Below are 20,776 nucleotides of genomic sequence, written 5' to 3' on the forward strand. Positions count from 1 at the left end.
GCATCCCCGGGATGAACCATAGGCGCATTTCCCGGGCACCCTGTTACTGAAGCGGGCCCCAGGCCGGGTCGGAGGCGCCATCGGGGGTGCGCACGCGGGTCAGCTTGCGCCCGGCGACATCGACCGAATACAGCGACGACGTGCCCTGCGCGCCCAGCGTCTCGCGGCTGAACATGATCACCCGCCCGTTGGGGGCCCATGTCGGGCCTTCATCAAGCGGCGAGGCGGTCAGCAGGCGCTCTTCGCTGCCATCGGTGCGCATCACCCCGATGTGGAAGCGCCCCGACAGCTGCTTGGTAAAGGCGATAAGATCGCCGCGCGGCGACCAGACCGGCGTGCCATAACGCCCCTGACCAAAGCTGATCCGCGTCGCCTCGCCGCCCGCTGCCGACATGATATACAGCTGCTGCGTGCCCGAGCGGTCGCTTTCGAACACGATCCGGCTGCCATCGGGCGAAAAGCTCGGCGCGGTCTCGATCGAGGGCGTGAAGGTCAGCTGCCGCGTCGCACCGCTGGCAAGCTCCATCAGGTAGATGTCGGTGTTGCTGCCCGAGGTCACCGAATAGACCACCCGGCTGCCATCCGGCGAAAAGCGCGGCGCAAAGCTCATGACGCCGCCGCCGTTCTGCAGGATCTGGCTGCGCACCGAACCGACGTTGAGCACATGAATGCGCGGCTCGCCGGTCTCGTAGCTGGTATACAGAACCCGGTCGCCACTGGGCGAGAACCGCGGCGCCAGCACGATGGAACGCGAATCGGTCAGGTATTGCACGTTGGCACCGTCGTAATCCATGATCGCCAGCCGCTTGGCGCGCTGGTCCTTGGGGCCGCTTTCAGACACGAACACCACGCGGCTGTCGAAATAGCCGCTTTCGCCGGTCAGGCGGGTGTAGACCTGATCGGCCACCTTGTGCGACAGCCTGCGCCAGCCGTCGGCGGTGGCGGCGAATTGCATCCCCTGCCCCAGCTCGGTGCCCGAGAACACATCCCAGACGCGGAATTTCACCGTGATGCGCCCGCCCTGCTCGGCGACCGAGCCGGTGAGCAGCACCAGCGCGTTGATGGCGCGCCAGTCGGCAAACTGCACCGGAGCCTCGAACGAGGTCACCCGGCTGATATGCGCCTCGCGCGGGATTTCGCGAAACAGGCCGGTGCCGCTCAGATCGTCGGCCACCACCCGCGCCAGTTGCTGAGCGTATTGCGACGCCCCCGGCGTTTCGGCGACAAAATCGGGCACGGCATAGGCCATCGGCTCGATCGTGCCTTCGGTGATCTCGATCCGCAGCGGGCCGTTCTGAGCCTGCGATGCGGCGGGCAACGCCACCACCGCAAGAAGGGCAAGGCAAAGCGCCATCAGCTGTTTCATTCCGAACCTCATGTCTCTGGGGGCATCTCGCCCCTCTTGTTGTGACGCATCGGGGTGCGACGGCCCCCCTGAAAATCCCGCAAGACGCAGCGATGCGCGATGTCTGGCCGCCTCTATGCTCATCTCAGCCTCATCTCGTCGGGGTTGAAGGTCATCTCGATACGCTTCCACTGCTCATACTTGTCCGAGGGCAGCGTGTAACCCGTGTCGCCCTGACAGCGCAGGATGGCGCGTCGCGCCGCCTGAAACGCCGCCTCGGAGGCCGCGCCGCTGCCGCCGCTACTACTGAGCAGCTTCAGGCTGGAGCTGACCACACGGCCGTTGGGCTCCATATCCATCGCGACGGTCACCGTGACGCTGGCGGCCTCGCTGCCCACGTCGACCAACCAGCAACGCTGCACCGCGACCCGCAGCGCGTCCTGCTCGCCGCGGGTCAGCGGCGGCCCCGAGGGCGCTGCCCCCTGCGTCGGTGCTCCGCCGCCCGCCAGCGCTTCGGCGATGGCATCGGCGACCGCTTCCTTGACCTCGGCGCTTTGCGTCGCGGGTTTCGCGGCGGGCTTTTCCGCTGGCTTAGCAGCGGCGGGTTTGTCGGCTGCCGCGGCGGCTGGGGCCTCGGGCTGCGGAGTTTCCTGCGCCTGCGCGATGTCGCGCGGGCGGGTCTTGGGCCGCATCGAGGATGCCGGGGCCGAAGCCGGTTCCTCGGCCTCGGTGACGATTTCGGTCGCGGTTTCCGGCGGCGCGGTTGCTTCCTGGGTCTCTTCCACGATCTCAGGCGCCACGGCCTCGGGCTCGGCGGCGTCCTGACGGGTTTCGGCCTCCGCAACATCCGGCGCGGGGGCAATCACCGGCTCGGCGGCGACGCGCGGCGCGGGCCGCGGTTTCGGGCGCGGCGCGGTGACGGGCGCAAGAACCTGCGGCACCTCTTCGAGTGCAGGCGGCAGCGGCTCGGGCACCGGCTGCGGTTCGGGAACGGGTTGCGGTTCGGGCACCACAGCGGGCTCGGGGGTTGTTTCGGGCGCAGGCGCAGGCTCCGGAATCGGCTCGGGCGCTGCCTCGGGTTCTGGCGCGGGCGTCGGCTCAGGCTCGGGCGTCGGCTCGGGATCGAGCGTGGGCGCTGGCTCCGGTTCTGGCACGGGGTCAGGCGCAGGCACGGGTTCGGGCGCAGGCACGGGTTCGGGCGCCAAGGTGGGCGCCTCGACCTGATCCTGAACCTTCGGCGCACGCGCCGCTTCTGTCATCGCTGCGAACTCCGCCTCGGAAATCACCGAGATATCGGCGACCTCGAATTCAGGCGGATCGGGCCGGAAGACGTTGCCAAGCAACGCCCACAGGATCACGAGGGCGTGCGCCCCTCCGGATATGGCAAGTGATCTGCGCAATCGCGCCCCCTCAACCGCCGCTCGCGCCGTCAAGCGCGGGGCCGCCAGTGTCGGTCACCAGACCGATCGAGGAAAAGCCGCCCCTGTTCAGCGCCCCCATCACCTGAGCGACGGTCTGATAGGGCACCGCCCCGTCGGCGCGCAGGAAGATGCGATCATCGGCCCGCTCGGCCGCGATGGCGCGCAGGCGGCTCACCAGTTCTTCCATCGTGACCTCGGTGGTCTGGATCGATACAAGACCCTCGGCGGTGATGGTCACGGTCAGCGGCTCTTCGGTATCGGCGGGCAGCGAACTCGCCGCCGTCTTGGGCAGCTCGACCGGCACGCCCACCGTCAACAGCGGAGCCGCCACCATGAAGATGATCAGCAAGACCAGCATGACGTCGACCATGGGGGTGACGTTGATCTCGGCCATGGGCCGGTTGGCACCGCTGCCGCGCCGCCGCCTGCGACCGCCGCCGCTCGATTTCATCACACCCCCGCCCATGGATCAGGAATCCAGCTGGCGCGAGAGGATGGTCGAGAATTCGTCGGCAAAGGCTTCGTATCCGGCGATGATCCGGTCGCTGTCGGCAGAGAGCTTGTTGTAGAAGATCACCGCCGGGATCGCCGCGACAAGGCCAAGCGCCGTGGCAAACAGCGCCTCGGCGATGCCGGGGGCCACGACCACAAGCGAGGTGTCCTGCTGCTGCGCGATCTCGATGAAGGCATGCATGATGCCCCAGACCGTGCCGAACAGCCCGACGAAGGGCGCGGCAGACGCGACCGTCGCCAGCACCGGCAGGCCCTTTTGCAGGCTTTCGGATTCCTTGAGGATCGCCACGTCCATCGAACGGTCGATTCGGGCATGCGCCCCGGCGATCATGCCGCCATCTTCCCGATGCGAGCGGCGCCATTCGGTCATGCCAGCGGCAAAGACCCGCTGCGAGCGGCCCTTGGGCGCTGCGCCGATCTGGTCATACAGTTCGTCGAGCGGCTCGCCCGACCAGAACGCCTCGTCAAAGCGGCGCGACTCGCGGCGGGCGCGGCGGTAGCTCACCAGCTTTTCGCCGATGATCGCCCAGCCCCAGATCGAGGACAGCACCAGCATCAGCATCACCAGCTTCACCGTCAGCGTGGCACGCGCGAAAAGGCCCCACATGGAGAAATCTATCTCCTGCGCGACCGCAAGGGTGTTTGGATCCATAAGCCTGCTCTTCTCTCGTCGGGCCCCTGTGTACGAGGCTCTCGTTATCCGTGATTCTAACGGATTTGCAGAGCCAACGCCAACACATTGACGTGTGGGTCGTTACATCCTGACGCGGGACGAATTATCGTCGGCGGATGTGCGCCGAGTGGCCCGCCATGTGGAGGGCATATGATCAACGCCGGGCCACGCAGCGGGCGCATCGCACATGTGCTTGCCGCCGGTGATGCAGCCGCGATCTGCGGGCAAAGGACGGGCAGAGAGCAGGATGCCCTTGCCATTGGCAGTTCGGCCCGGTGCGTCGCGCAGCGGTTCGGGGGCAAGCTCTCTTGTCAGCAGAATGCCCCGCCCATCAGCTCCGTTGCCACGCAGCTCGACTTCGATCCGGACATCCCCGATCCCGCCTTCGGCATCGGGCGACATGACGTGGCCCATGCCAGAGCGGCGCAATCAGTGCACCTTGCGCCGGATCTGCTGCGGCAGGCGCGTCGGCAGCCCGTCGAGGGTCATGGCAACCAGTGTCACCTCGGCGGTGAACAGCGGCGCGCCGGCCTTGAGCACCTCCTGATGCAGCACCAGCCGCACACCGCTGACCGATGCGGTGCGGGTGGTCACCATCAGATCCTCGCCAAATCTGGCGGGGGCCCGGTAATCGGCTTCGATCCGGCGCAGAACGAACACCACGCCCTCGTGCTCGCGCAGCGCGTTCTGGTCGACGCCAAGACTGCGGACCCAGTCCGACCGGGCCCGTTCGATGTATTTCAGGTAGTTGGCGTGATAGACAATGCCCGCCATATCGGTGTCTTCGTAATAGACCTGCACCCGGAATTCATGCATTGCGCCCGCCTCTTGCGTGGATGTCCTGCCTGTCCCGGCGCGAGCGTATGTGTCGCAGGCGCAGAGCGCAACCCGCGCTTTTCCGGCGCGCTCAAAGCGCCTAAACCTCGCGTCATGCAGACGATCCTCATCCTTGCGATCACCCTGAGCGCGGGTGCGTTCCTCGCTTGGCCCCGGTTGGCAAAAGCCACGCTGTGGCGCGCCACGATCACCCCACTGGCGTCGATCATCGGCAGCGGGTTCCTCGTGCTCGGGCCGGTGCTGAACGCTGCCTACGGGGGCTTTGCCCCGCTGGCCATGGCGGCGCTGTGTCTTGTGGCCTGGAGCTTTGGCGCGGCGATACGGGCCAACATCGCCCGCCGCGCGGCGGGCGCGCGCAGCGCCTTCGAAGAGCGGGTCGAGACACTGGCCTCATGGGCACTGGCCGTCGCCTATTTCATTTCTGTCGCCTATTACCTCAACCTTCTGGGCGCCTTTGGCACCCATCTGACGCCGTGGAACGACACAGTGCATGCGCGGGTGCTGACCAGCGCGGTGCTGCTGGCAATCCTTGTCATCGGCTGGCGCAAGGGGTTTGCGGCGCTCGAACGGCTGGAGCAGGTCAGCGTCGGGCTGAAGCTGGCCATCATCGCCGGGTTGCTGGCGGGGCTGGCATGGTATGTCGCCGGGCTGGCGTCGCAGGGCCGCCTGCGGATCGATGCGCCAAGCGAGACCGGCTGGACCGGACTCGCCATCGGTTTCGGCCTGATCGTCACGGTGCAGGGCTTTGAAACCTCGCGCTATCTTGGCGATGAATACGACGCGGCTACCCGCATCCGGTCGATGAAACTGGCGCAGATCGTCTCGGCGGCGATCTACATGGTCTATGTGGCGATGCTGGCCTATGCCTTCGATACGCCAGACGGGGCGTTGGACGAGACAGCGATCATCGGGATGATGGCGCAGGTGTCGCCAATCCTGCCGCTGCTGCTGACGGCGGCCGCATTGGCGGCGCAGTTCAGCGCGGCGGTGGCCGACACCGGCGGCGCAGGCGGGCTGGTCGAGGAGCTGACCCGGCGGCGGGTGCCGCTGCGGGTCTGCTATGCGGCGCTGGTCGGGTTCGGGCTGATGCTGACATGGGGCGCGGATGTGTTCCAGATCATCGCCTATGCCTCGCGGGCCTTTGCCGCCTATTACGCGCTGCAATGCCTGATCGCATGGCGCGGGGCGCGCGGTGCAAGGGCGGCGCTGTTTGGCGCGCTGGCGCTGCTCGGCGCGGCGATCACGCTGTTCGGGGTGCCAATCGAATAGTCAGCGCCGGTTGGCCAGCCATGCCAGCCGCACAAAGCCGCGCTCGACCAGCGCCATGGCCGGGGCGCGCTGCCCGGCCGAGCGCAGCGACAGGTCGGTGTCCATCAGCATCCCCAGCGCTCGTTCCAGCCCATCGGCCGACCAGCCCTGCGCCTGCCGCAGCATCCGCTCGCGCCGTGGCCCGAACAGCGGCGGGCGCAGGCTCTGCACCGCCGCCGAGGGCCCGCCCCGCGCCGAGGCCAGCGTATACAGCACCCGGAAATGCCGCATCGCCATGATCAGCAAGGTCACCGGGTTCATCCCCTGCGCCTCCAGCCGCTGCATCAGCGGGCCGATCTCGGCCGAACGGCCTTCGGCGACCACATGCAGGATGTCATCCAGCTCTGCTTCGATGGAGGCCGGCGCGCAGGCCATCACCTCATCCGGGGTCAGCGGCGCGGGATCGTCCAGCTTGTAAAGCGAGACCTTTTCCAAAACCTGACGGAAATCGCCCGGTTCGAGCGCCCGCGCCAGCGATTCAAGCGCATCCCACGCGGCGCGGTCGATCTGTTCAAGCCCGGCCTTGCGCAGCGCCGCCTCGATCTCTTCGCGGCCCGGGGGTTCGGAATAGATGCCGATGGACAGCGCGTTGCGATGCCCCTCGAACAGCTTGCGCAGCTTGGATTTGCCGCTGAGCTGACCGGCGGTGACGATGACCTGCGCATCGCCCTCGCGCCAATCCTCAAGCGCGGGTTTCAGCGTGTCGGCCAGCCCGTCGCCAGCGTCTTCGACAAAGGCAACGCGCGGGCCGGGGAAAAACCCCTGCGCCTTGATCGCATCCAGCAGCAGCGCCGGATCGCGGCGCAGATCGGCGGCGGGAATGCGGGTGTGGCGCATCTCGGCCTCGCCCTCGGGGCCGATCAGCGCGGCGATGACCTGCTGGCGGCGGTGCGCGACGCGCATGGTGTCATCGCCGAACAGCAGCACGCCCGCGCGGGTCGGGTCGGGCTTGCGAAAGAAAGCCTGCGCGTCCCGCCCCGTCAGTTTCATTGCGCCAGCTCGTCCGCGTCAAGCAGCAGCCGATCGATGACCTGATCCGCCAGCAGGATCATTAAGCGCTGGCGCGCATCGCTTTGCGACGCCTGCCGCGAGGCGCTGGAGCCGGTGACCGAATAGCCGGTAAACGCGTCGGTCCGCCCCGAGATCAGCACCTCGCTGCCGCCAGCCGGCATCAGCGCGTAGGTTGCGCGCCCGGTCAGCTGATAGCGCGTGGTGGTCCCGTCCGCGAGGCTGCCAAGCCCGGTGGAATTCACCGTGATGTCGCGCACCAGCGCATAGGGGCCGGAAGCGCGGCCCATGCGTTCCTCGAAGCGCAGGTTGAAGGCGTAGTCGTCACTATCCTCCGGATCGGGCAGCGCGATGCTGCCGAGCAGCTTGCTGCCGCCGCCCTGCGGCCCGTAGACCGGGGTGAAGCCGCAAGCGGCCAGCGCCCCCAGCCCCAGCAGGACCCACCGGCGATCAGGCGACCACATTGACGATCCGCCCCGGCACAACGATCAGCTTTTTCGGCGCGGCCCCGTTCAGCGCGCGCTCGACGGCGGCATGGGCCAGCACCAGTTTTTCGATCTCGTCCTTGGCCATGTCGACCGGCACGGTCAGCTCGCCCCGGCGTTTGCCGTTGACCTGAATCGGCAGGGTCACGCTGTCCTCGACCAGCATGGCCTCATCGGCCACAGGCCACGGCGCGTTGGCGATCAGCCCCTCGCCGCCCAGCAGCGACCAGATTTCTTCCGACAGATGCGGCGTCATCGGCGACATCAGCTGCGCCAGCGCCTTGGCTGCCGCGCGCTTGGTCTCGCTTCCGGCACGCGACTTGGTCAGCGCGTTGGTAAAGGCGTAAAGCCGCGCGATGGCCGCGTTGAAGCCAAAGCTTTCGACGGCCAGCGTCACATCGCGGATCGCCTTGTGCATCTCGCGGGCGAGCGCCTCGTCTTCGCCGGTGGGCGGCACCTCGGCTTCGGCGATCTCGGCGCAGGCGCGGAAGACGCGGCCAAGGTGGCGGTTGGCGGCCTCGGCACCCGAGGCTGTCCATTCCACATCCCGCTCGGGCGGGCTGTCGGAGAGCACGAACCAGCGCGCGGTGTCAGCACCGTATTGCTCGATGATGGCGACCGGATCGACCACGTTGTTCTTGGATTTCGACATTTTGGCCGAGGGGATGATCTCGACCTCGGTGCCGTCTGCCAGAAAGCCCTTGCCGTCCTTCATGGTGACCGCTTCGGGGTAGTGATAGACCGGGCGGCCCGCGTCGCTGGTGGTCTGGTAGATGGCGTGGGTCACCATGCCTTGGGTGAACAGCGCCTTGAACGGCTCGGCGCAGGACTCGGGCAGATGGCCGGTCTGGATCATCGCGCGGGTGAAGAAGCGCGAATAGAGCAGATGCAAAATCGCATGTTCGATGCCACCGACATATTGGTCGACGGTCATCCAGTAGCCCGCCTTGTCCATGTCGGTGGGCGTTTTCGCGCGCGGCGCGGTGAAGCGGGCGAAATACCACGAGCTGTCGACGAAGGTGTCCATCGTGTCGGTTTCACGCTTTGCCGCCCCGCCGCAGGACGGGCAGGCGCAATCGCGCCATGTCGGGTGCCGGTCAAGCGGGTTGCCGGGGATCGCGAAATCGATCGCCTCACCGCCATTGTCGTAAGGCAGCGCGATAGGCAGGTTTTCTTTCTTTTCGGGCACCGTGCCGCAGGTCTCGCAATGCACCACCGGGATCGGGCAGCCCCAGTAGCGCTGGCGCGACAGGCCCCAGTCGCGCAGGCGGTACTTGGTGACCCCCTGCCCGACGCCATTGGCCTCGCAGAAGGCCACGGCGGCCTCGACCGCCTCTTCGCTGGTCTGGATCTCTTCGCCCGCGATCAGCCGGGTGTAGCGGACCTTTTCCGTTTTCTGCGGCACAAAGGGCTCGGCCTTGATGTCGATGCCGCCCTCGACGGGCTCGAAGGTCTCGACGATGGGCAGGCCGTATTTGGTCGCGAATTCATGGTCGCGGGCGTCATGGCCGGGGCAGCCGAAGACCGCGCCGGTGCCGTAATCCATCAGGATGAAATTGGCGATATAGACCGGCAACTCGACCGCCGTATCGAAGGGGTGGCGCACGGTGATGCCGGTATCAAATCCCAGCTTTTCGGCGGTCTCGATCGCTTCTTCGGTGGTGCCACCCTTGCGGCATTCGGCGGTAAAGGCGGCAACGTCGGGGTTGTCACGCTCCAGCACCTTGGCCAGCGGATGATCGGGCGAGATGCCGACAAAGCTCGCGCCCAGCAGGGTGTCGGGACGGGTGGTGTAAACCTCGATCCGGTCATGGCCTTCGGGCGCATTGACGGTCGAAAACGCGAATTGCAGCCCGCGCGAGCGGCCGATCCAGTTGGCCTGCATCAGCTTGACCTTGGCGGGCCAGTCATCCAGCGTGTCCAGCCCTTCGAGCAGCTCGTCCGAGAAATCGGAGATGCGGAAGAACCACTGCGTCAGCTCTTTGCGTTCCACCAGAGCACCCGAGCGCCAGCCACGCCCGTTCTCGACCTGCTCATTGGCCAGCACGGTCATGTCGACCGGGTCCCAGTTGACCATGGCGTTCTTGCGGTAGATCAGCCCGGCCTCGAGCATGTCGAGGAACAGCGCCTGCTGCTGGCCGTAATAATCCTCGTCACAGGTGGCGAACTTGCGCGACCAGTCAAAGGACCAGCCCATCGGCTTCATCTGGGCAACCATGTCGTCGATGTTGCCGTAGGTCCAGTCCTTGGGGTGGCCACCATTGGCCATCGCGGCGTTTTCAGCCGGCATGCCGAAGGCGTCGAACCCCATCGGGTGCAGCACGTTGTGCCCGCCCGCCAGCTTGTAGCGCGCAATCACGTCCGACAGCGTGTAGTTGCGCACATGGCCGATATGGATGCGCCCGGACGGGTAGGGAAACATCGACAGCACGTAATATTTCGGCTTCGACGTGTCGTCGGACGCCTTGAAGGTCAGGGCCTCATCCCAGGCGGCCTGCCATTTCGGCTCGATTTCGGCGGGGTCGTAACGCGACATTCTCTTATCCCTATAGGCGGACGGGTTTGCCACGGGTGATAGGGTCTGCGCGCACGGGCGTAAAGCCCCGGCTGGCAGGGCGGGACGCAATCGCCCCGCCCAAGGCCCGATCAGCTGTCGCTGGACGGCGCGGGTGCGGCTGTGCCCAGTGCCCAGCCCTTGCCCGCCGCAACTTGCAACGTGGCCCAGCTTGCCGCAAGATCGCGCTGGTTGGACGCCAGCGTCAGGCGCGCGCTGGCCAGAGAGCGCTGCACATCGAGCAGGTCAAGCAGCGTGGTCGTGCCGCCGTTGTAGGTTTCGCGCGACAGCGACACCACGCGCTCATAGCTGTTGACGCTGCGCTGATAGGCGGCCACGGCGCGGAGATTGCGCAGGTAGTCGGTCTGCGCCGTCTGGACATCCTCGACCGCATCCAGAACCGTGGCGCGCCAGTCGATCTCGGCGCTTTCGGCGGCGGCAATGGCGGCATCGCGCGCGCCCAGCAGCGTCGGCCGGTTCAGCACCGGGATCGAGACCGATGGCCCATAGGACCAGCCGGTCACCGCATTCGATCGCGAGATCGTGCCGCTCAGCTGCAAGGACGGGTAGAGATCCGCCTCGGCCACGCCGATATCCGCCACCGAGGAGGCGTAGCTGCGTTCCGCCGCGCGCACGTCGGGGCGGTTGCGCAGCAGGTCCGCCGGCACCCCAACGTTTGATCCGGCTCTGACACTGGGTTGCGCGGCACCGCGTTCCAGCCTGTCTTCGATGTTTTGCACCGGGACGGCCAGCAGCGTCGCAATCGCGTAAGATGCCGCGTAGAAACCGCTTTCGAGCCCAGGCAGGCTGGCGAGGCTTTCATCCAGCGCCGCCTGTGCCTGTGCTTCATCCAGCGCGGTGGCGGCGCCCGCTTCGCGCTGGCTCTGGACCAGCCCGAGCGTATCGCGGCGGGTCTGGATGGTCTGCCGGGTGATCGCCAGCGCGTTCTGGTAATAGCGCAGATCGATGTAATTTGACACAACCGACGACAGGTAGGCCAGCCGCGCCGTCCCGACATCCAGCTGCGCCGATTCAAGGTCCAGCAACGCCGCCTCGCGGTGACGGCGCACGCCCCCGAATAGATCAAGGATCACCGCCGGGCTGAAGCTGCCGGTGTCGGTGACGCTGTTGCTGTCGGTGTTTTCATTGCCCGAGATGGTGCGGCTGCCCGACACGTTGCCCGAGATCAGCTCGGGCGCGCCGGTAACGCGGGCGGCGGCCTGCGCTTCCTTTACGGCCGAAATGGCGGATTTGATGTCGAGGTTCTGCGAAAGCCCCTGTTCGATCAGATCGTTCAGGATTCTGTCATTGTAGCTGCGCCACCAGTATTGCGCCGAGGCATCGCCGATGGGGACGGCGCCGCTTTCGGCAAAGCTGGTGGCCAGCACGGCCGAGGGGGCCTTGTAGTCCGGGCCGACGGTGCAGGCGGTCAGGCCGACCATCAGCGGGACAAAGGCGAAATTGCGGAATGTCATGTGCTCGAGTCTCTCTACTTGGTCCTCACGACCAGTCGCATGATGAGCGCGTAAAGCGCTGGCACCATGAAGATGCCGATGAATGTTGACGCCACCATGCCCCCGATTACCCCGGTACCGATGGCATTCTGGGCGGCGGCCCCTGCCCCTGTCGCAGTGGCAAGCGGCAAAACGCCGAGGATGAAGGACAGCGCGGTCATCAGGATCGGACGTAGCCTCAGTCGCGCGGCTTCTGCGGCCGCATCGATAACGCTTCGACCCTGCGCCCGCAGGGTTTCGGCGAATTCTACGATAAGGATAGCATTCCTCGCTGCAAGTCCGATCGTCGTAAGCATGCCGACCTTGAAATAAACATCGTTAGACTGACCAAAAAGCCACGCTGCCGTAAGCGCACCGAGCACCCCGACCGGCACCGCCAGCATCACCGAGAACGGAATCGTCCAGCTTTCATAAAGGGCTGCGAGCGCCAGAAAGATGACAAGCGCCGAAATCGCGTACAGCACCGGCGCCTGCGTGCCGGACTGGCGTTCCTGATAGCTGATGCCGGTCCAGGCCGCACCGTAGCCGCCATCAAGGCTCGAAACCAGCTCTTCCATGGCCTCCATCGCCTCGCCAGAGCTGAGCCCGGTCGCCGGCGAGCCAGAAATCTCGATCGCCGAGCTGCCACCGTAGCGTTGCAGGCTGGGCGACACCGGCTCCCAGCTGGTGGTCATGAAGGCCGAGAACGGCACCATCTCGCCAACCGAGTTCGTGGCGTACCATTTCATCACGTCCTCGGGCTGCATCCGGTACTTCGCATCCCCCATCACGATGACCGGCCGCAGCGACGAGCCCAGCACGAAATCGTTGACCTCGGTGCCGCCGAAGATGGTCGAGAGCATGCTGTTCACAGCCGACAGGGACACGCCGAAGCTTTCGGCCTTTTCCTGATCGATGGCGACGCGCAGCGCGCTTTCACTGTCGGTGCCGCGCGCCGAGGCGTTGACCACCCGCCCGTCGGCCTGCGCCGCGGCAACCAGATCCTTGGCGGCCTCGATCAGCGCATCGGTGCCGTTGCCGGCCTGATCGACAAGATACATCGTGAAGCCGCCGGTGTTGCCCAGTCCCTGAATGGCGGGCGGCTGGCGGAACATCACCTGCCCCGCCCGATGCCCGGCAAAGCGTGCATTCGCCCGCCCCGCCAAAGCCGCAGCCGACAAGGTGTCATCGCCCTGACGCTTTTCGAAATCCTTCAGCTTGACGAAGACCATGGCGTTGTTCTGACCGGTTCCGGCAAAGCCAAAACCCAAGGCGGCAAAGGTCGATTCCACCGCGCCGGTTTCCTCGGTCAGCAGGTAGTCTTCGATCTGCTTGACGGTTTCCAGCGTCTGCTGGCTGGTCGAGCCTTCGGTCAGCTGGACCACGGTCATCAGCACGCCCTGATCCTCGGTCGGAATGAACGAGCTGTTCAGCCGCGAATAGACCGCCCATGCGCCGCCCAGCACCAGCGCCAGCACCAGCAGCATCATGGCCGGGGCTTTCAGGCTGGCCTTCACGCCCGCCGTGTAGCCATCGACAAAGCGTTCCATGCCGGCGTTGAACCAGCGCGCGGGCGCAAAGCGTGTCGGCCCGTGCGACGGTTTGAGCAGCCGGGCGGCCATCGGCGGTGACAGCACGATGGCAAAGATCAGCGACAGCGCCATCGCCGACACCATGGTGATCGAGAATTGCCGATAGATCACCCCTGTCGATCCGCCGAAAAACGCCATCGGCAGAAACACCGCCGCCAGCACCACGTTGATGCCTAACAGCGCCGAGGTGATCTCGCCCATGCTGCGCTTGGTGGCCTCAAGGGCCGACAGCTTGTCCTCTTGCATGATGCGTTCGATGTTTTCGACCACCACGATGGCGTCATCGACCAGCAGGCCGATGGCCAGCACCATGGCGAACATGGTCAGCGTGTTGATCGAATAGCCGGTGATCATCAGCGTCGCGAAGGTGCCCGCAAGCACCACCGGAACCGCGACCAGCGGGATCAGCGTCGCCCGCCAGCTTTGCAAAAAGATGATCAGCACGGCGGTGACCAGAATCACCGCTTCGATCAGCGTGTCGTAGACCTGCTCGATCGACAGCTCGACAAAGGGCGAGGTGTCGTAGGCGGTGCGGAACTCGACCCCCTCGGGCAGCGAGTTTTCCAGTCTGGCAAGCGTTTCGCGCACCGCGGCGGCGGTGTCGACCGCGTTGGCTCCGGTTTCAAGGTTCACCCCGAAGCCGGCCGCATTCAGCCCGCTGAAGCGCGAATCGCCGCCGTAATCCTCTTGACCGATCTCGACCGTGGCCACATCCGACAGGCGCACCGCGCCGCCGTCTTCGTCGGTCTTGAGCAGGATGTTCTCGAACTCTCCGACCGTGGTCAGCTGGCTTTGCGCCGTCATCGTCGCGGTGAATTGCTGGCCCTGCGTCGTGGGTTGATCGCCGAGCGAGCCGACCGACACGGTGGTGTTCTGGTTGGTGACGGCGGTGACCACATCGGTCGCGGTCAGCTGGTAGCGCGCCAGCGAGATCGGATCGAGCCAGACCCGCATCGCATAGCCCGAGCCGAACTGGTTGATGCTGCCAACGCCGTCGGTGCGCTGGATCGGCCCCTCGAGCGTTTCTTCAAATATGTCGGCCAGTTCGAGAGAGCTGTACTTGCCGTCGGTCGACACCAGCGCGCCGACCATCAGGATCGACGAGCTGGACCGGGTGACCGTCACCCCGGCGCTTTGTACCGCGCTGGGAAGCTGGCTTTCGACCTGACTGACCTTGGACTGCACGTCATTCTGCGCCTGCGACGGGTCGATGCCATCATCAAAGACCAGCGACAGCGACGACGAGCCCTGCGAGCTCTGGGCGGTCATGTAGAGCATGCCCTCGAGCCCGGTCATGTTGTCTTCGATAACGCGGGTCACCGAGTTTTCGACCGCCGAGGCGGTGGCGCCGGAATAGCTGGCCGAGATGCGCACCGTGGTCGGCGCGATATCGGGATATTGCGACACGGGCAGGCTGAAATAGCCGTAGATGCCCGCCAGAACGGTCATGATCGCCAGAACATAGGCAAAGATCGGGCGGCGGATGAAAAAGAGGCCCATCAGATCAGTTCCCGTTGGTGGCGGTATCGCTGACCACGCCGTTTTCGTCGATGCTCACCGGCGTGGTGGTGATGGTCGCGCCATTCTGGAGGGTCTTCAGCCCGTCCACGATCAGCGACTCGCCCGCGACGACCCCATCGGTCACCACCCAGCTGTTCTGATAACTGCCCTCTTCGGTCAGGGTCCGCTGCTCGGCCTTGCCATCCATGGCAACAAAGGCGGTCAGCGCGCCTGTGGCCGACCGCGAGGTGGCGCCCTGCGGCACCAGCACCGCCTCCATGCTGCCAAGCGTCATGTCGACGCGCAGGAACTGGCCGGGCACGATGCGATGTTCTTCATTGGCGAATTTCAGGCGCATCTCGCGGGTTCCGGTGGTGGTCGAGACCGTGGCACCGGGCGAGATCATCTCACCCTCGCCCGCATAGGTCTCGCCGGTTTCCAGCACCAGCGCCGCCTGAAGCCTTTCGCCGCGCTGAAGCTGGCCGGCCTCGATCTGGTTGCGGATCTCGCCGATGCGGCGGCTGCTTTCGGCCACATCGACATAGATCGGGTTGGATTGGGTCACCGTGGTCAGCGCGTCGGTCTGCGCCGCGGTCACCAGCGTGCCAACCGACACATCCGGCACCGAGGGAAAGCCATCGATCGGGCTGGTGATCTGGGTACGCTCTAGGTCAAGCTGCGCCACCGCAAGCGCGGCTTTCGCCGAGCTGAGATCCGCCTGCGCCTGTTTCAGCGCGACCTGCGCAGTGCCGAGTTCTTCCTGAGTGATGCCGGTGCCAAGCAGACGGGTGTAGCGATCGACGGTCTGCTGGGCATCTTCGACCGAGGCCTGCGACAGATCGACCGACGCCTGCGCGGCGTCAACATCGGCCTGATAGGTATCGTCTTCGATGCGGAACAGCACGTCGCCCGCTTTGACCGGGCGGCCGGACTGATAGACGATTTCCGAGATCATGCCGCCGACCCGCGGGCGGATGTCGACCTGCTGGTAAGCAACGGCGCGGCCCGGCACGGTGGTGGTGAAGGGCACGTTCTGCTTTTGCAGCGTGACAATGCCGACAGCGGTTGCACCGCCTCCCGGGCCCGACGCGCCCGGCCCCTGCTGCGCCGCGGCAGGCGCGACAAGGGACAGAGCAAGCGCGCAAACAGCAGCGCGGGGGATGGTGCGAAGAAAGAACTGCATGGAACCTCTCGAGACAATGATCCGGCGCGGGGTTGAAACTGAACTTCCAAATTGGAGTCAATTCTTATGTGAACGCAGCAAACCCCAGCTTCCGCCGCGCAAAGAGGAATATTTTCATGACGCTGCGCGGGTGGTGCAAAACTGCGACGAATGGGCCGATTTCACTCGCCATCATATTACATTATCGTGATAAAGTCGCCCTCGTGATGGTGCATCCGGCTTGCAGCGGTACGGCATCAAGGTAGCGACATACACCGTAGCATGAAAAATATGCCAAGGGAGTATTGCGTGATGCCCAAGCTCATCCGTCTTTATATCATTCAGGTTGTCGCCGGCTTTGCCCTGTCGGCCGTGTTCGTCGGGCTACTGCTGTGGCTGAACGTGGCGAACCTGTATCACCTCGTGACCAGCAGCAAGGCGGGGTTGCTTGCGGTGTTCCTGCTGTGGCTGTTCAACGGGCTGGTGTTTGCCGGGGTGCAGTTCGCGATCTCGATCATGCGGATGGGCGATGACGGCGCGGCGCCCTCTGGCGGCAAACGGATGCGGGTCGCGACGATGGAACCCGCGACAGTGCGGATCAAAGCGCCGTCGGCGCGCGGCCGCCCGCTTTGATCGAGCGCCCCGCGGGGCGGTTTTTCTTTTCAGCGTCAGGCGAAGTGGCGGGAACCGCGGCAACCGTGGGGTTATCTCATTCCCGAGGACCTGTATGTACAGGTGGGCGCCAGGTAAACGGGCCAGGGCCCGGACAGAGCCAGCTCCCTCGGAATTGCTTAAGGCCACCGGAATGCAACCGTGCACGAGGAGCGCAGAAACCCGCCTGACCGCCATGTAGGGGCGCGGACCGGTTCCGGCAATCCCTTGTTGTCATCTTTCGTTGAAATTGCTGCGGAGGGGTGGCGTTTCAGGGGGGCCAGCCCCCCTCGGCCTGCGGCCTCACCCCCCGGAGTTTATCTGGCAAGATGAAGGGCGGGCGCGGCGCAGGGCATCAACTGTCTGCGGCAGTTTCGAAACCGTAACGGTCGAGTTCTTCGGGAAGCAGCACGTAGATCTCGTCTGACGGGGTGGTCAGGGCGTGTTGCATGACCATCGGATCAATCCCCATGTCATTGAGATAGGTCATCACTTCGCCTTGTCCGCGCTGGATGCTCTCGACGGCGACGAAGGCGGGCAGGATCGTGCTTTCGCCGAAGTAATGCTGGTGCACGCCAAGCGAGGCGCCATCTTCGATGCGGCGCTCGGCGCCGCCCGCGAAGAGGTAGGGACAGGCGGAATAGCAGATCTCGCCGCGAAGCATCGCCGTGCCGATGCCCGCATCGCGCAGGTGGCGTCCGATCTGCAGAGCGTCCTGAACAGAGCCGCCCGGACTTTGCAGGATCAGGGTGGCGATGGCGGGATCGGCGGCGGTCAGCTGGTCGATGATGCGCTCTGCGTCGCCGCCTGCAATGGTGCCTTCTAGTCGCCATGTGGTGCCGCTGTCCTGCGTCAGGATCAGCCGCTTGGGCAAGTCGCCGGGATTGCGGGCAGGGTCGAGCGGCGGGCGCTGGTAGTCTGGATTGTACAGGCGGCGCTGATCGCCGGGCCGCACCGGCTCGCTGAGACGCGGAGCAGAGGGGCCGAAGGAGGGCATGCGCAGCCCGTCCTGCACGTCTCCGACCACCAGAAGCGCGCCCAGCACAATCTGGACCCCGAGGATGCCGCTGAGGACGCGGCCCACGCCCATCGCCATCAGCTTGCCCGACCTTGCAGGCGCGGGATCTCAGGCTCGTTTCCTGCGGCGGGGTCTGGCGTGGGGGGCAGCTTGGCGAGGTCGGCTTCGACATCGCGCAGTGCGGCCAGGGCAGCGCGCAGTTCGGCAAGGCTCATGCTGTCTTCGATGCCGCTGCCCTCGCGGTTCTCGCGTATCACCCCTTGCGTGACGGCGACGATGAACACCAGCACCGCGGGCAGCAGGTCGATGGCGATTGCCCCCGCCCAGGACGGCACGAAGTTGCGTGCATAGAGGATCACCGCGTCGGCGGAAGAGACCGGCGTGTAGGTGACCTCGCTCGCGGGGGCCATCGCCGTGACCGCACGCGCGGCCTGTTCGAGCGTTGCGGCGCGGCTGGCCAGCGCGGCAAGCACGGAATCGATCGTGGCGGTCTGATTGCCGCGAATCTCTTCGGTGCTGCCGTCGAGATCGGGCAACACCACCGAGGCCGACAGATCCTGCGCTGCCCGTTCCACCAGCGGCGCCACCGACAGCTGGCGCAGCTGCGCGAGCAGCCCCTGCAACTGCACCGCGGCTTCGGAGAATTCCACCGAGCGGGCCTCGACCGGACCGGGTTCGACCGTCAGCGCGCGCATCCGCGACAGGATGGCGTTGCCCTGTTCAAAGGCTTGCTGCACCAGCGGCGTCTGCCCGGCGATCTGGGTTTCCAGCCCCGTCAGTTCGGCGGATTTCTGGCGCAGCACCCGGAACACCGCGCCGCGCCCGGCAAGGCCCGACAGCGTGCCGGCGGCCTCTTGTTCGGACAGATCCTCGAAGCTCTGGCGCACGCGGGCGACATCGCGTTCCAGCGATTGCGCCGACAGGGCGATTTCATGCGTGCGCTCGAGCGAAGCCTGATAATCCTGCACCGTCTTGGCAAGATGCTGTTCCACCGCCGCCGAGCCAGCCAGCGCCGCAGCGTTGAGCCATGACGACATCGCGACGATGGCAAGGCACCCTGCCCCCATCGCCGCCAGCAGCCCGGTGCGCGCGCGGGCGGTCTTCACCGCCGGAAACAGCCGCATCAGGTAGGACCAGAACACGAAGATCCCCACCGAGACCGCGACCGAATAGGCAACCGCAGCGAACACGGACATGGCGCCGTTGTCATCGAGCAGCGACGAGACCCCGAGATAGGTATAGATTCCCGACGCCACCGCCAGCACCCCGAGCGCAGTGCCCGAAAACGTGTCGAGCCAGATCAAGTGGTCTTGCAGTTCGCGGGCATGGCGTACGCCACGGGCCTTGGAGCCGTGGATTTCGGTCATCGCGGGAACTCCCTGGGTTGCAACCTGTGTCAGATAGGTGCGCGCGGCGCTCAAGGAAGGGTGAGCCGCGGCGGGCTTGCTTTCGTTCACGTATTGTTCATATCATCAGCGCATGATGAGCGCCCCTGATCCGCTTTTGATGCCCGGCCAGCTGCTTGCGCGGGGCGTGTGCCGCCACCTGTCGGCGGGGCACGGCTTTGCCGTAATCGAAGAATTCGTGCCCGAACGCGGCAAACGCGTCGACGTGATGGCGCTGGGGCCCAAGGGCGAGATCTGGGTGATCGAATGCAAGAGCAGCCGCGCCGATTTCCTGTCGGATGGCAAGTGGCAGGGCTATCTTGACTGGTGCGACCGTTATTTCTGGGCCGTCGACGAGCAGTTTCCCACCGATCTGCTGCCCGATGGCACCGGGCTGATCATCGCCGATGCCTATGATGCGGAGATCCTGCGCATGGGGCCGGAATCGAAACTGCCCGGCGCCCGGCGCAATGCGCTGGTGCGCCGCTTTGCGGTCCATGCGGCGCGCCGTCTTCAGGCGCTGCGCGATCCCGGGGCGCTTCTGGATGGTGCCGGTTAGCGCCGGGTCTTGACCTTGCGGGCGGTGGCGGCGGCGGCACGCAGCTCTTCGGCGATCTCTTCCGCTTCCTCAGGATGGAAATCCATCGGAATCTCAAGGTCTCCGGCAAGCACGAACAGCCGCACCATGCCCTTGTCGGTGGGGCCGATCTGAAGGTTCGCCTCGACGTCGCGTTCGGTATTGATGCCCATGATACACATGTCCCTGTCGCGGCCCCCCGGAGGAGGCCAAAAAGATCGCGCAGGCCTAGCGCCGGAGCGCTTGATTTGCAAGCGCGCGCCTGAGGTCGCGCAGCTATGGTCCGGGTGCGCATCACCGTTTGCATCCCGCCGAACCGGCGCTGGCTGGTCGGCACACATGGCAGGCTCGACGCGCGCGAAAACGGCTTTGCGCCGTACGCAACGCGCCCCGCGCACGGCTAGGGAACCGCGCTGATCGAACAATGCTGGGATCGCGCGCTTTTCCTGCGGAATTCCGACTTGCAATCAATTTGAGTGGGCGTTATGTCCCCCTCCATCGTGCCGCCTTAGCTCAGTAGGTTAGAGCGCTTGATTGTGGATCAAGAGGTCACCCGTTCGAGCCGGGTAGGCGGTACCATTATAAATCAAAGACTTGCCTGATATAAAAAGCCCCTAGCGATAGGGGATTCTTGTTTTGGTGGGATGCCAGAGCAACATCGCGCCCTTAGCTGTTGCTGTTAATTTTGGGTTCTTGCTGACCAGACTTGGCCAGCATCGCGCAACCGCGTCACTTCAGCATCGTAGGCCTGCCGCATCTCTGCGGCGGCATGTGCACCTTGACTGCCAGCGATCACTTGCTCCGCGCGGTCCACGACATCACTTGGAAGTTCGAATGCCCTACTCTTGGAAGAAATATAGGTGCGGGGATTCGCCTGATTATAGACCTCATAGGTGTTGCTGAAGATGTAGAAGTCTCGCGATATTCCCTCAAGCACCTCGCCGTTCCTGCGCCAGTTCCGCAACGTATCTTCTTCAACCCCGACGATATAGGCCATCTCGGCCTCGGTCAGACTATGACTTTCAAACGCTTCAGCGGGTTTCACTCAGTATCCTTCTTTGTGGTTTCTTCGGGAATCAGTCCCGACCTAGCTGACGTGACAATTGGCCGAAGGTCGTGGATACGCCAGACCGGATCCGCCTGACGCCGCGCACATGGGATGCGCAAAGGCACGAAAATCGATGATGTCCCAACTGATGGTGTAGCTCACGACGGGCCTCGCGCTCACCGGCGGGCCGAGCTTGTCAGTCGCGC

19 protein-coding genes and 1 tRNA gene are annotated in these 20,776 nt (G+C 65.3%); 4 read left to right on the forward strand and 16 right to left on the reverse strand.

Features of this window, described 5'->3' with window-relative positions; all coding sequences use genetic code 11:
• Positions 1-43 precede the first annotated feature (43 nt).
• From tolB to ybgC, 6 genes are all read right to left on the reverse strand, one after another.
• On the reverse strand, positions 44-1,366 hold the full coding sequence (tolB, locus tag Q4543_RS17390; protein WP_216004973.1) for a Tol-Pal system beta propeller repeat protein TolB: 1,323 nt from the start codon (positions 1,364-1,366) through the stop codon (positions 44-46).
• Positions 1,367-1,485: 119 nt separating this feature from the next.
• Positions 1,486-2,745: a cell envelope biogenesis protein TolA gene (locus tag Q4543_RS17395; protein WP_303440395.1), complete on the reverse strand. Its 1,260-nt coding sequence runs from the start codon at positions 2,743-2,745 to the stop codon at positions 1,486-1,488.
• A gap of 10 nt (positions 2,746-2,755) precedes the next feature.
• Complete coding sequence (gene tolR, locus Q4543_RS17400; protein WP_303440397.1) at positions 2,756-3,232, reverse strand: protein TolR; 477 nt, start codon at positions 3,230-3,232, stop codon at positions 2,756-2,758.
• A gap of 3 nt (positions 3,233-3,235) precedes the next feature.
• On the reverse strand, positions 3,236-3,931 hold the full coding sequence (tolQ, locus tag Q4543_RS17405) for a protein TolQ (RefSeq protein ID WP_216004976.1): 696 nt from the start codon (positions 3,929-3,931) through the stop codon (positions 3,236-3,238).
• Positions 3,932-4,033: 102 nt separating this feature from the next.
• The gene (locus Q4543_RS17410; protein WP_303440398.1) at positions 4,034-4,381 is read right to left on the reverse strand and encodes a hypothetical protein; all 348 of its coding nucleotides are present in this window, start codon (positions 4,379-4,381) and stop codon (positions 4,034-4,036) included.
• The gene (ybgC, locus tag Q4543_RS17415) at positions 4,382-4,768 is read right to left on the reverse strand and encodes a tol-pal system-associated acyl-CoA thioesterase (RefSeq protein ID WP_216004977.1); all 387 of its coding nucleotides are present in this window, start codon (positions 4,766-4,768) and stop codon (positions 4,382-4,384) included.
• A gap of 114 nt (positions 4,769-4,882) precedes the next feature.
• On the opposite strand from ybgC, the gene Q4543_RS17420 reads away from it, so the two are divergent.
• Positions 4,883-6,058: a hypothetical protein gene (locus Q4543_RS17420; RefSeq protein WP_303440399.1), complete on the forward strand. Its 1,176-nt coding sequence runs from the start codon at positions 4,883-4,885 to the stop codon at positions 6,056-6,058.
• Here the strand turns inward: Q4543_RS17420 and holA are convergent, their stop codons facing one another.
• From holA to Q4543_RS17450, 6 genes are all read right to left on the reverse strand, one after another.
• A complete protein-coding gene (gene holA, locus Q4543_RS17425; RefSeq protein ID WP_303440401.1) occupies positions 6,059-7,087 on the reverse strand; it encodes a DNA polymerase III subunit delta in 1,029 nt (342 codons plus the stop codon).
• Complete coding sequence (lptE, locus tag Q4543_RS17430; RefSeq protein ID WP_303440403.1) at positions 7,084-7,569, reverse strand: LPS assembly lipoprotein LptE; 486 nt, start codon at positions 7,567-7,569, stop codon at positions 7,084-7,086. The genes holA and lptE overlap by 4 nt, the downstream gene beginning before the upstream one ends.
• Positions 7,556-10,126, reverse strand: coding sequence for a leucine--tRNA ligase (gene leuS, locus Q4543_RS17435; RefSeq protein ID WP_303440404.1), 2,571 nt, complete (start codon positions 10,124-10,126; stop codon positions 7,556-7,558). The genes lptE and leuS overlap by 14 nt, the downstream gene beginning before the upstream one ends.
• Positions 10,127-10,236: 110 nt before the next feature.
• A complete protein-coding gene (locus Q4543_RS17440) occupies positions 10,237-11,619 on the reverse strand; it encodes an efflux transporter outer membrane subunit (RefSeq protein ID WP_303440406.1) in 1,383 nt (460 codons plus the stop codon).
• 14 nt (positions 11,620-11,633) lie between these two features.
• The gene (locus Q4543_RS17445) at positions 11,634-14,729 is read right to left on the reverse strand and encodes an efflux RND transporter permease subunit (protein WP_303440408.1); all 3,096 of its coding nucleotides are present in this window, start codon (positions 14,727-14,729) and stop codon (positions 11,634-11,636) included.
• Positions 14,730-14,733: 4 nt separating this feature from the next.
• On the reverse strand, positions 14,734-15,912 hold the full coding sequence (locus tag Q4543_RS17450) for an efflux RND transporter periplasmic adaptor subunit (RefSeq protein ID WP_303440409.1): 1,179 nt from the start codon (positions 15,910-15,912) through the stop codon (positions 14,734-14,736).
• Between the two features lie 291 nt (positions 15,913-16,203).
• Between Q4543_RS17450 and Q4543_RS17455 the strand changes: the two genes are divergently transcribed.
• On the forward strand, positions 16,204-16,524 hold the full coding sequence (locus Q4543_RS17455; RefSeq protein WP_303440410.1) for a hypothetical protein: 321 nt from the start codon (positions 16,204-16,206) through the stop codon (positions 16,522-16,524).
• A gap of 373 nt (positions 16,525-16,897) precedes the next feature.
• Here Q4543_RS17455 and Q4543_RS17460 read toward each other — a convergent pair whose 3' ends face one another.
• Together Q4543_RS17460 and Q4543_RS17465 are read right to left on the reverse strand one after the other, a co-directional pair.
• Positions 16,898-17,632 carry a hypothetical protein gene (locus Q4543_RS17460; protein ID WP_303440413.1) on the reverse strand — a complete coding sequence of 245 codons (735 nt, stop codon included), beginning with the start codon at positions 17,630-17,632 and terminating at the stop codon, positions 16,898-16,900.
• Positions 17,633-17,637: 5 nt separating this feature from the next.
• The gene (locus tag Q4543_RS17465; protein WP_303440411.1) at positions 17,638-18,927 is read right to left on the reverse strand and encodes a hypothetical protein; all 1,290 of its coding nucleotides are present in this window, start codon (positions 18,925-18,927) and stop codon (positions 17,638-17,640) included.
• A gap of 112 nt (positions 18,928-19,039) precedes the next feature.
• Between Q4543_RS17465 and Q4543_RS17470 the strand changes: the two genes are divergently transcribed.
• On the forward strand, positions 19,040-19,504 hold the full coding sequence (locus tag Q4543_RS17470) for an MmcB family DNA repair protein (protein WP_216004988.1): 465 nt from the start codon (positions 19,040-19,042) through the stop codon (positions 19,502-19,504).
• Here the strand turns inward: Q4543_RS17470 and Q4543_RS17475 are convergent.
• A complete protein-coding gene (locus tag Q4543_RS17475) occupies positions 19,501-19,695 on the reverse strand; it encodes a DUF6324 family protein (RefSeq protein WP_216004989.1) in 195 nt (64 codons plus the stop codon). The genes Q4543_RS17470 and Q4543_RS17475 overlap by 4 nt on opposite strands.
• Positions 19,696-20,024: 329 nt before the next feature.
• On the opposite strand from Q4543_RS17475, the gene Q4543_RS17480 reads away from it, so the two are divergent.
• Positions 20,025-20,101: transfer RNA gene (locus Q4543_RS17480), tRNA-His, on the forward strand.
• A gap of 100 nt (positions 20,102-20,201) precedes the next feature.
• On the opposite strand, the gene Q4543_RS17485 is transcribed toward Q4543_RS17480, so the two are convergent.
• Positions 20,202-20,567 (reverse strand): hypothetical protein, encoded by a 366-nt coding sequence (locus Q4543_RS17485; RefSeq protein WP_303440412.1) that lies wholly within the window; start codon positions 20,565-20,567, stop codon positions 20,202-20,204.
• Positions 20,568-20,776 lie beyond the last annotated feature (209 nt).

It is taken from the genome of Salipiger sp. 1_MG-2023, assembly GCF_030547555.1.
Lineage (GTDB): Bacteria > Pseudomonadota > Alphaproteobacteria > Rhodobacterales > Rhodobacteraceae > Salipiger.

Coding starts and splice junctions, on each gene's coding strand:
- ybgC (WP_216004977.1), bottom strand. CDS start 4,768: ATGCATGAATTCCGGGTGCAGGTCTATTACGAAGACACCGATATGGCG.
- Q4543_RS17440 (WP_303440406.1), bottom strand. CDS start 11,619: ATGACATTCCGCAATTTCGCCTTTGTCCCGCTGATGGTCGGCCTGACC.
- Q4543_RS17465 (WP_303440411.1), bottom strand. CDS start 18,927: ATGACCGAAATCCACGGCTCCAAGGCCCGTGGCGTACGCCATGCCCGC.
- Q4543_RS17475 (WP_216004989.1), bottom strand. CDS start 19,695: ATGGGCATCAATACCGAACGCGACGTCGAGGCGAACCTTCAGATCGGC.
- tolR (WP_303440397.1), bottom strand. CDS start 3,232: ATGGGCGGGGGTGTGATGAAATCGAGCGGCGGCGGTCGCAGGCGGCGG.
- Q4543_RS17420 (WP_303440399.1), top strand. CDS start 4,883: ATGCAGACGATCCTCATCCTTGCGATCACCCTGAGCGCGGGTGCGTTC.
- tolQ (WP_216004976.1), bottom strand. CDS start 3,931: ATGGATCCAAACACCCTTGCGGTCGCGCAGGAGATAGATTTCTCCATG.
- Q4543_RS17450 (WP_303440409.1), bottom strand. CDS start 15,912: ATGCAGTTCTTTCTTCGCACCATCCCCCGCGCTGCTGTTTGCGCGCTT.
- Q4543_RS17445 (WP_303440408.1), bottom strand. CDS start 14,729: ATGGGCCTCTTTTTCATCCGCCGCCCGATCTTTGCCTATGTTCTGGCG.
- Q4543_RS17455 (WP_303440410.1), top strand. CDS start 16,204: ATGCCCAAGCTCATCCGTCTTTATATCATTCAGGTTGTCGCCGGCTTT.
- tolB (WP_216004973.1), bottom strand. CDS start 1,366: ATGAAACAGCTGATGGCGCTTTGCCTTGCCCTTCTTGCGGTGGTGGCG.
- holA (WP_303440401.1), bottom strand. CDS start 7,087: ATGAAACTGACGGGGCGGGACGCGCAGGCTTTCTTTCGCAAGCCCGAC.
- Q4543_RS17460 (WP_303440413.1), bottom strand. CDS start 17,632: ATGGGCGTGGGCCGCGTCCTCAGCGGCATCCTCGGGGTCCAGATTGTG.
- lptE (WP_303440403.1), bottom strand. CDS start 7,569: ATGTGGTCGCCTGATCGCCGGTGGGTCCTGCTGGGGCTGGGGGCGCTG.
- leuS (WP_303440404.1), bottom strand. CDS start 10,126: ATGTCGCGTTACGACCCCGCCGAAATCGAGCCGAAATGGCAGGCCGCC.
- Q4543_RS17470 (WP_216004988.1), top strand. CDS start 19,040: ATGATGAGCGCCCCTGATCCGCTTTTGATGCCCGGCCAGCTGCTTGCG.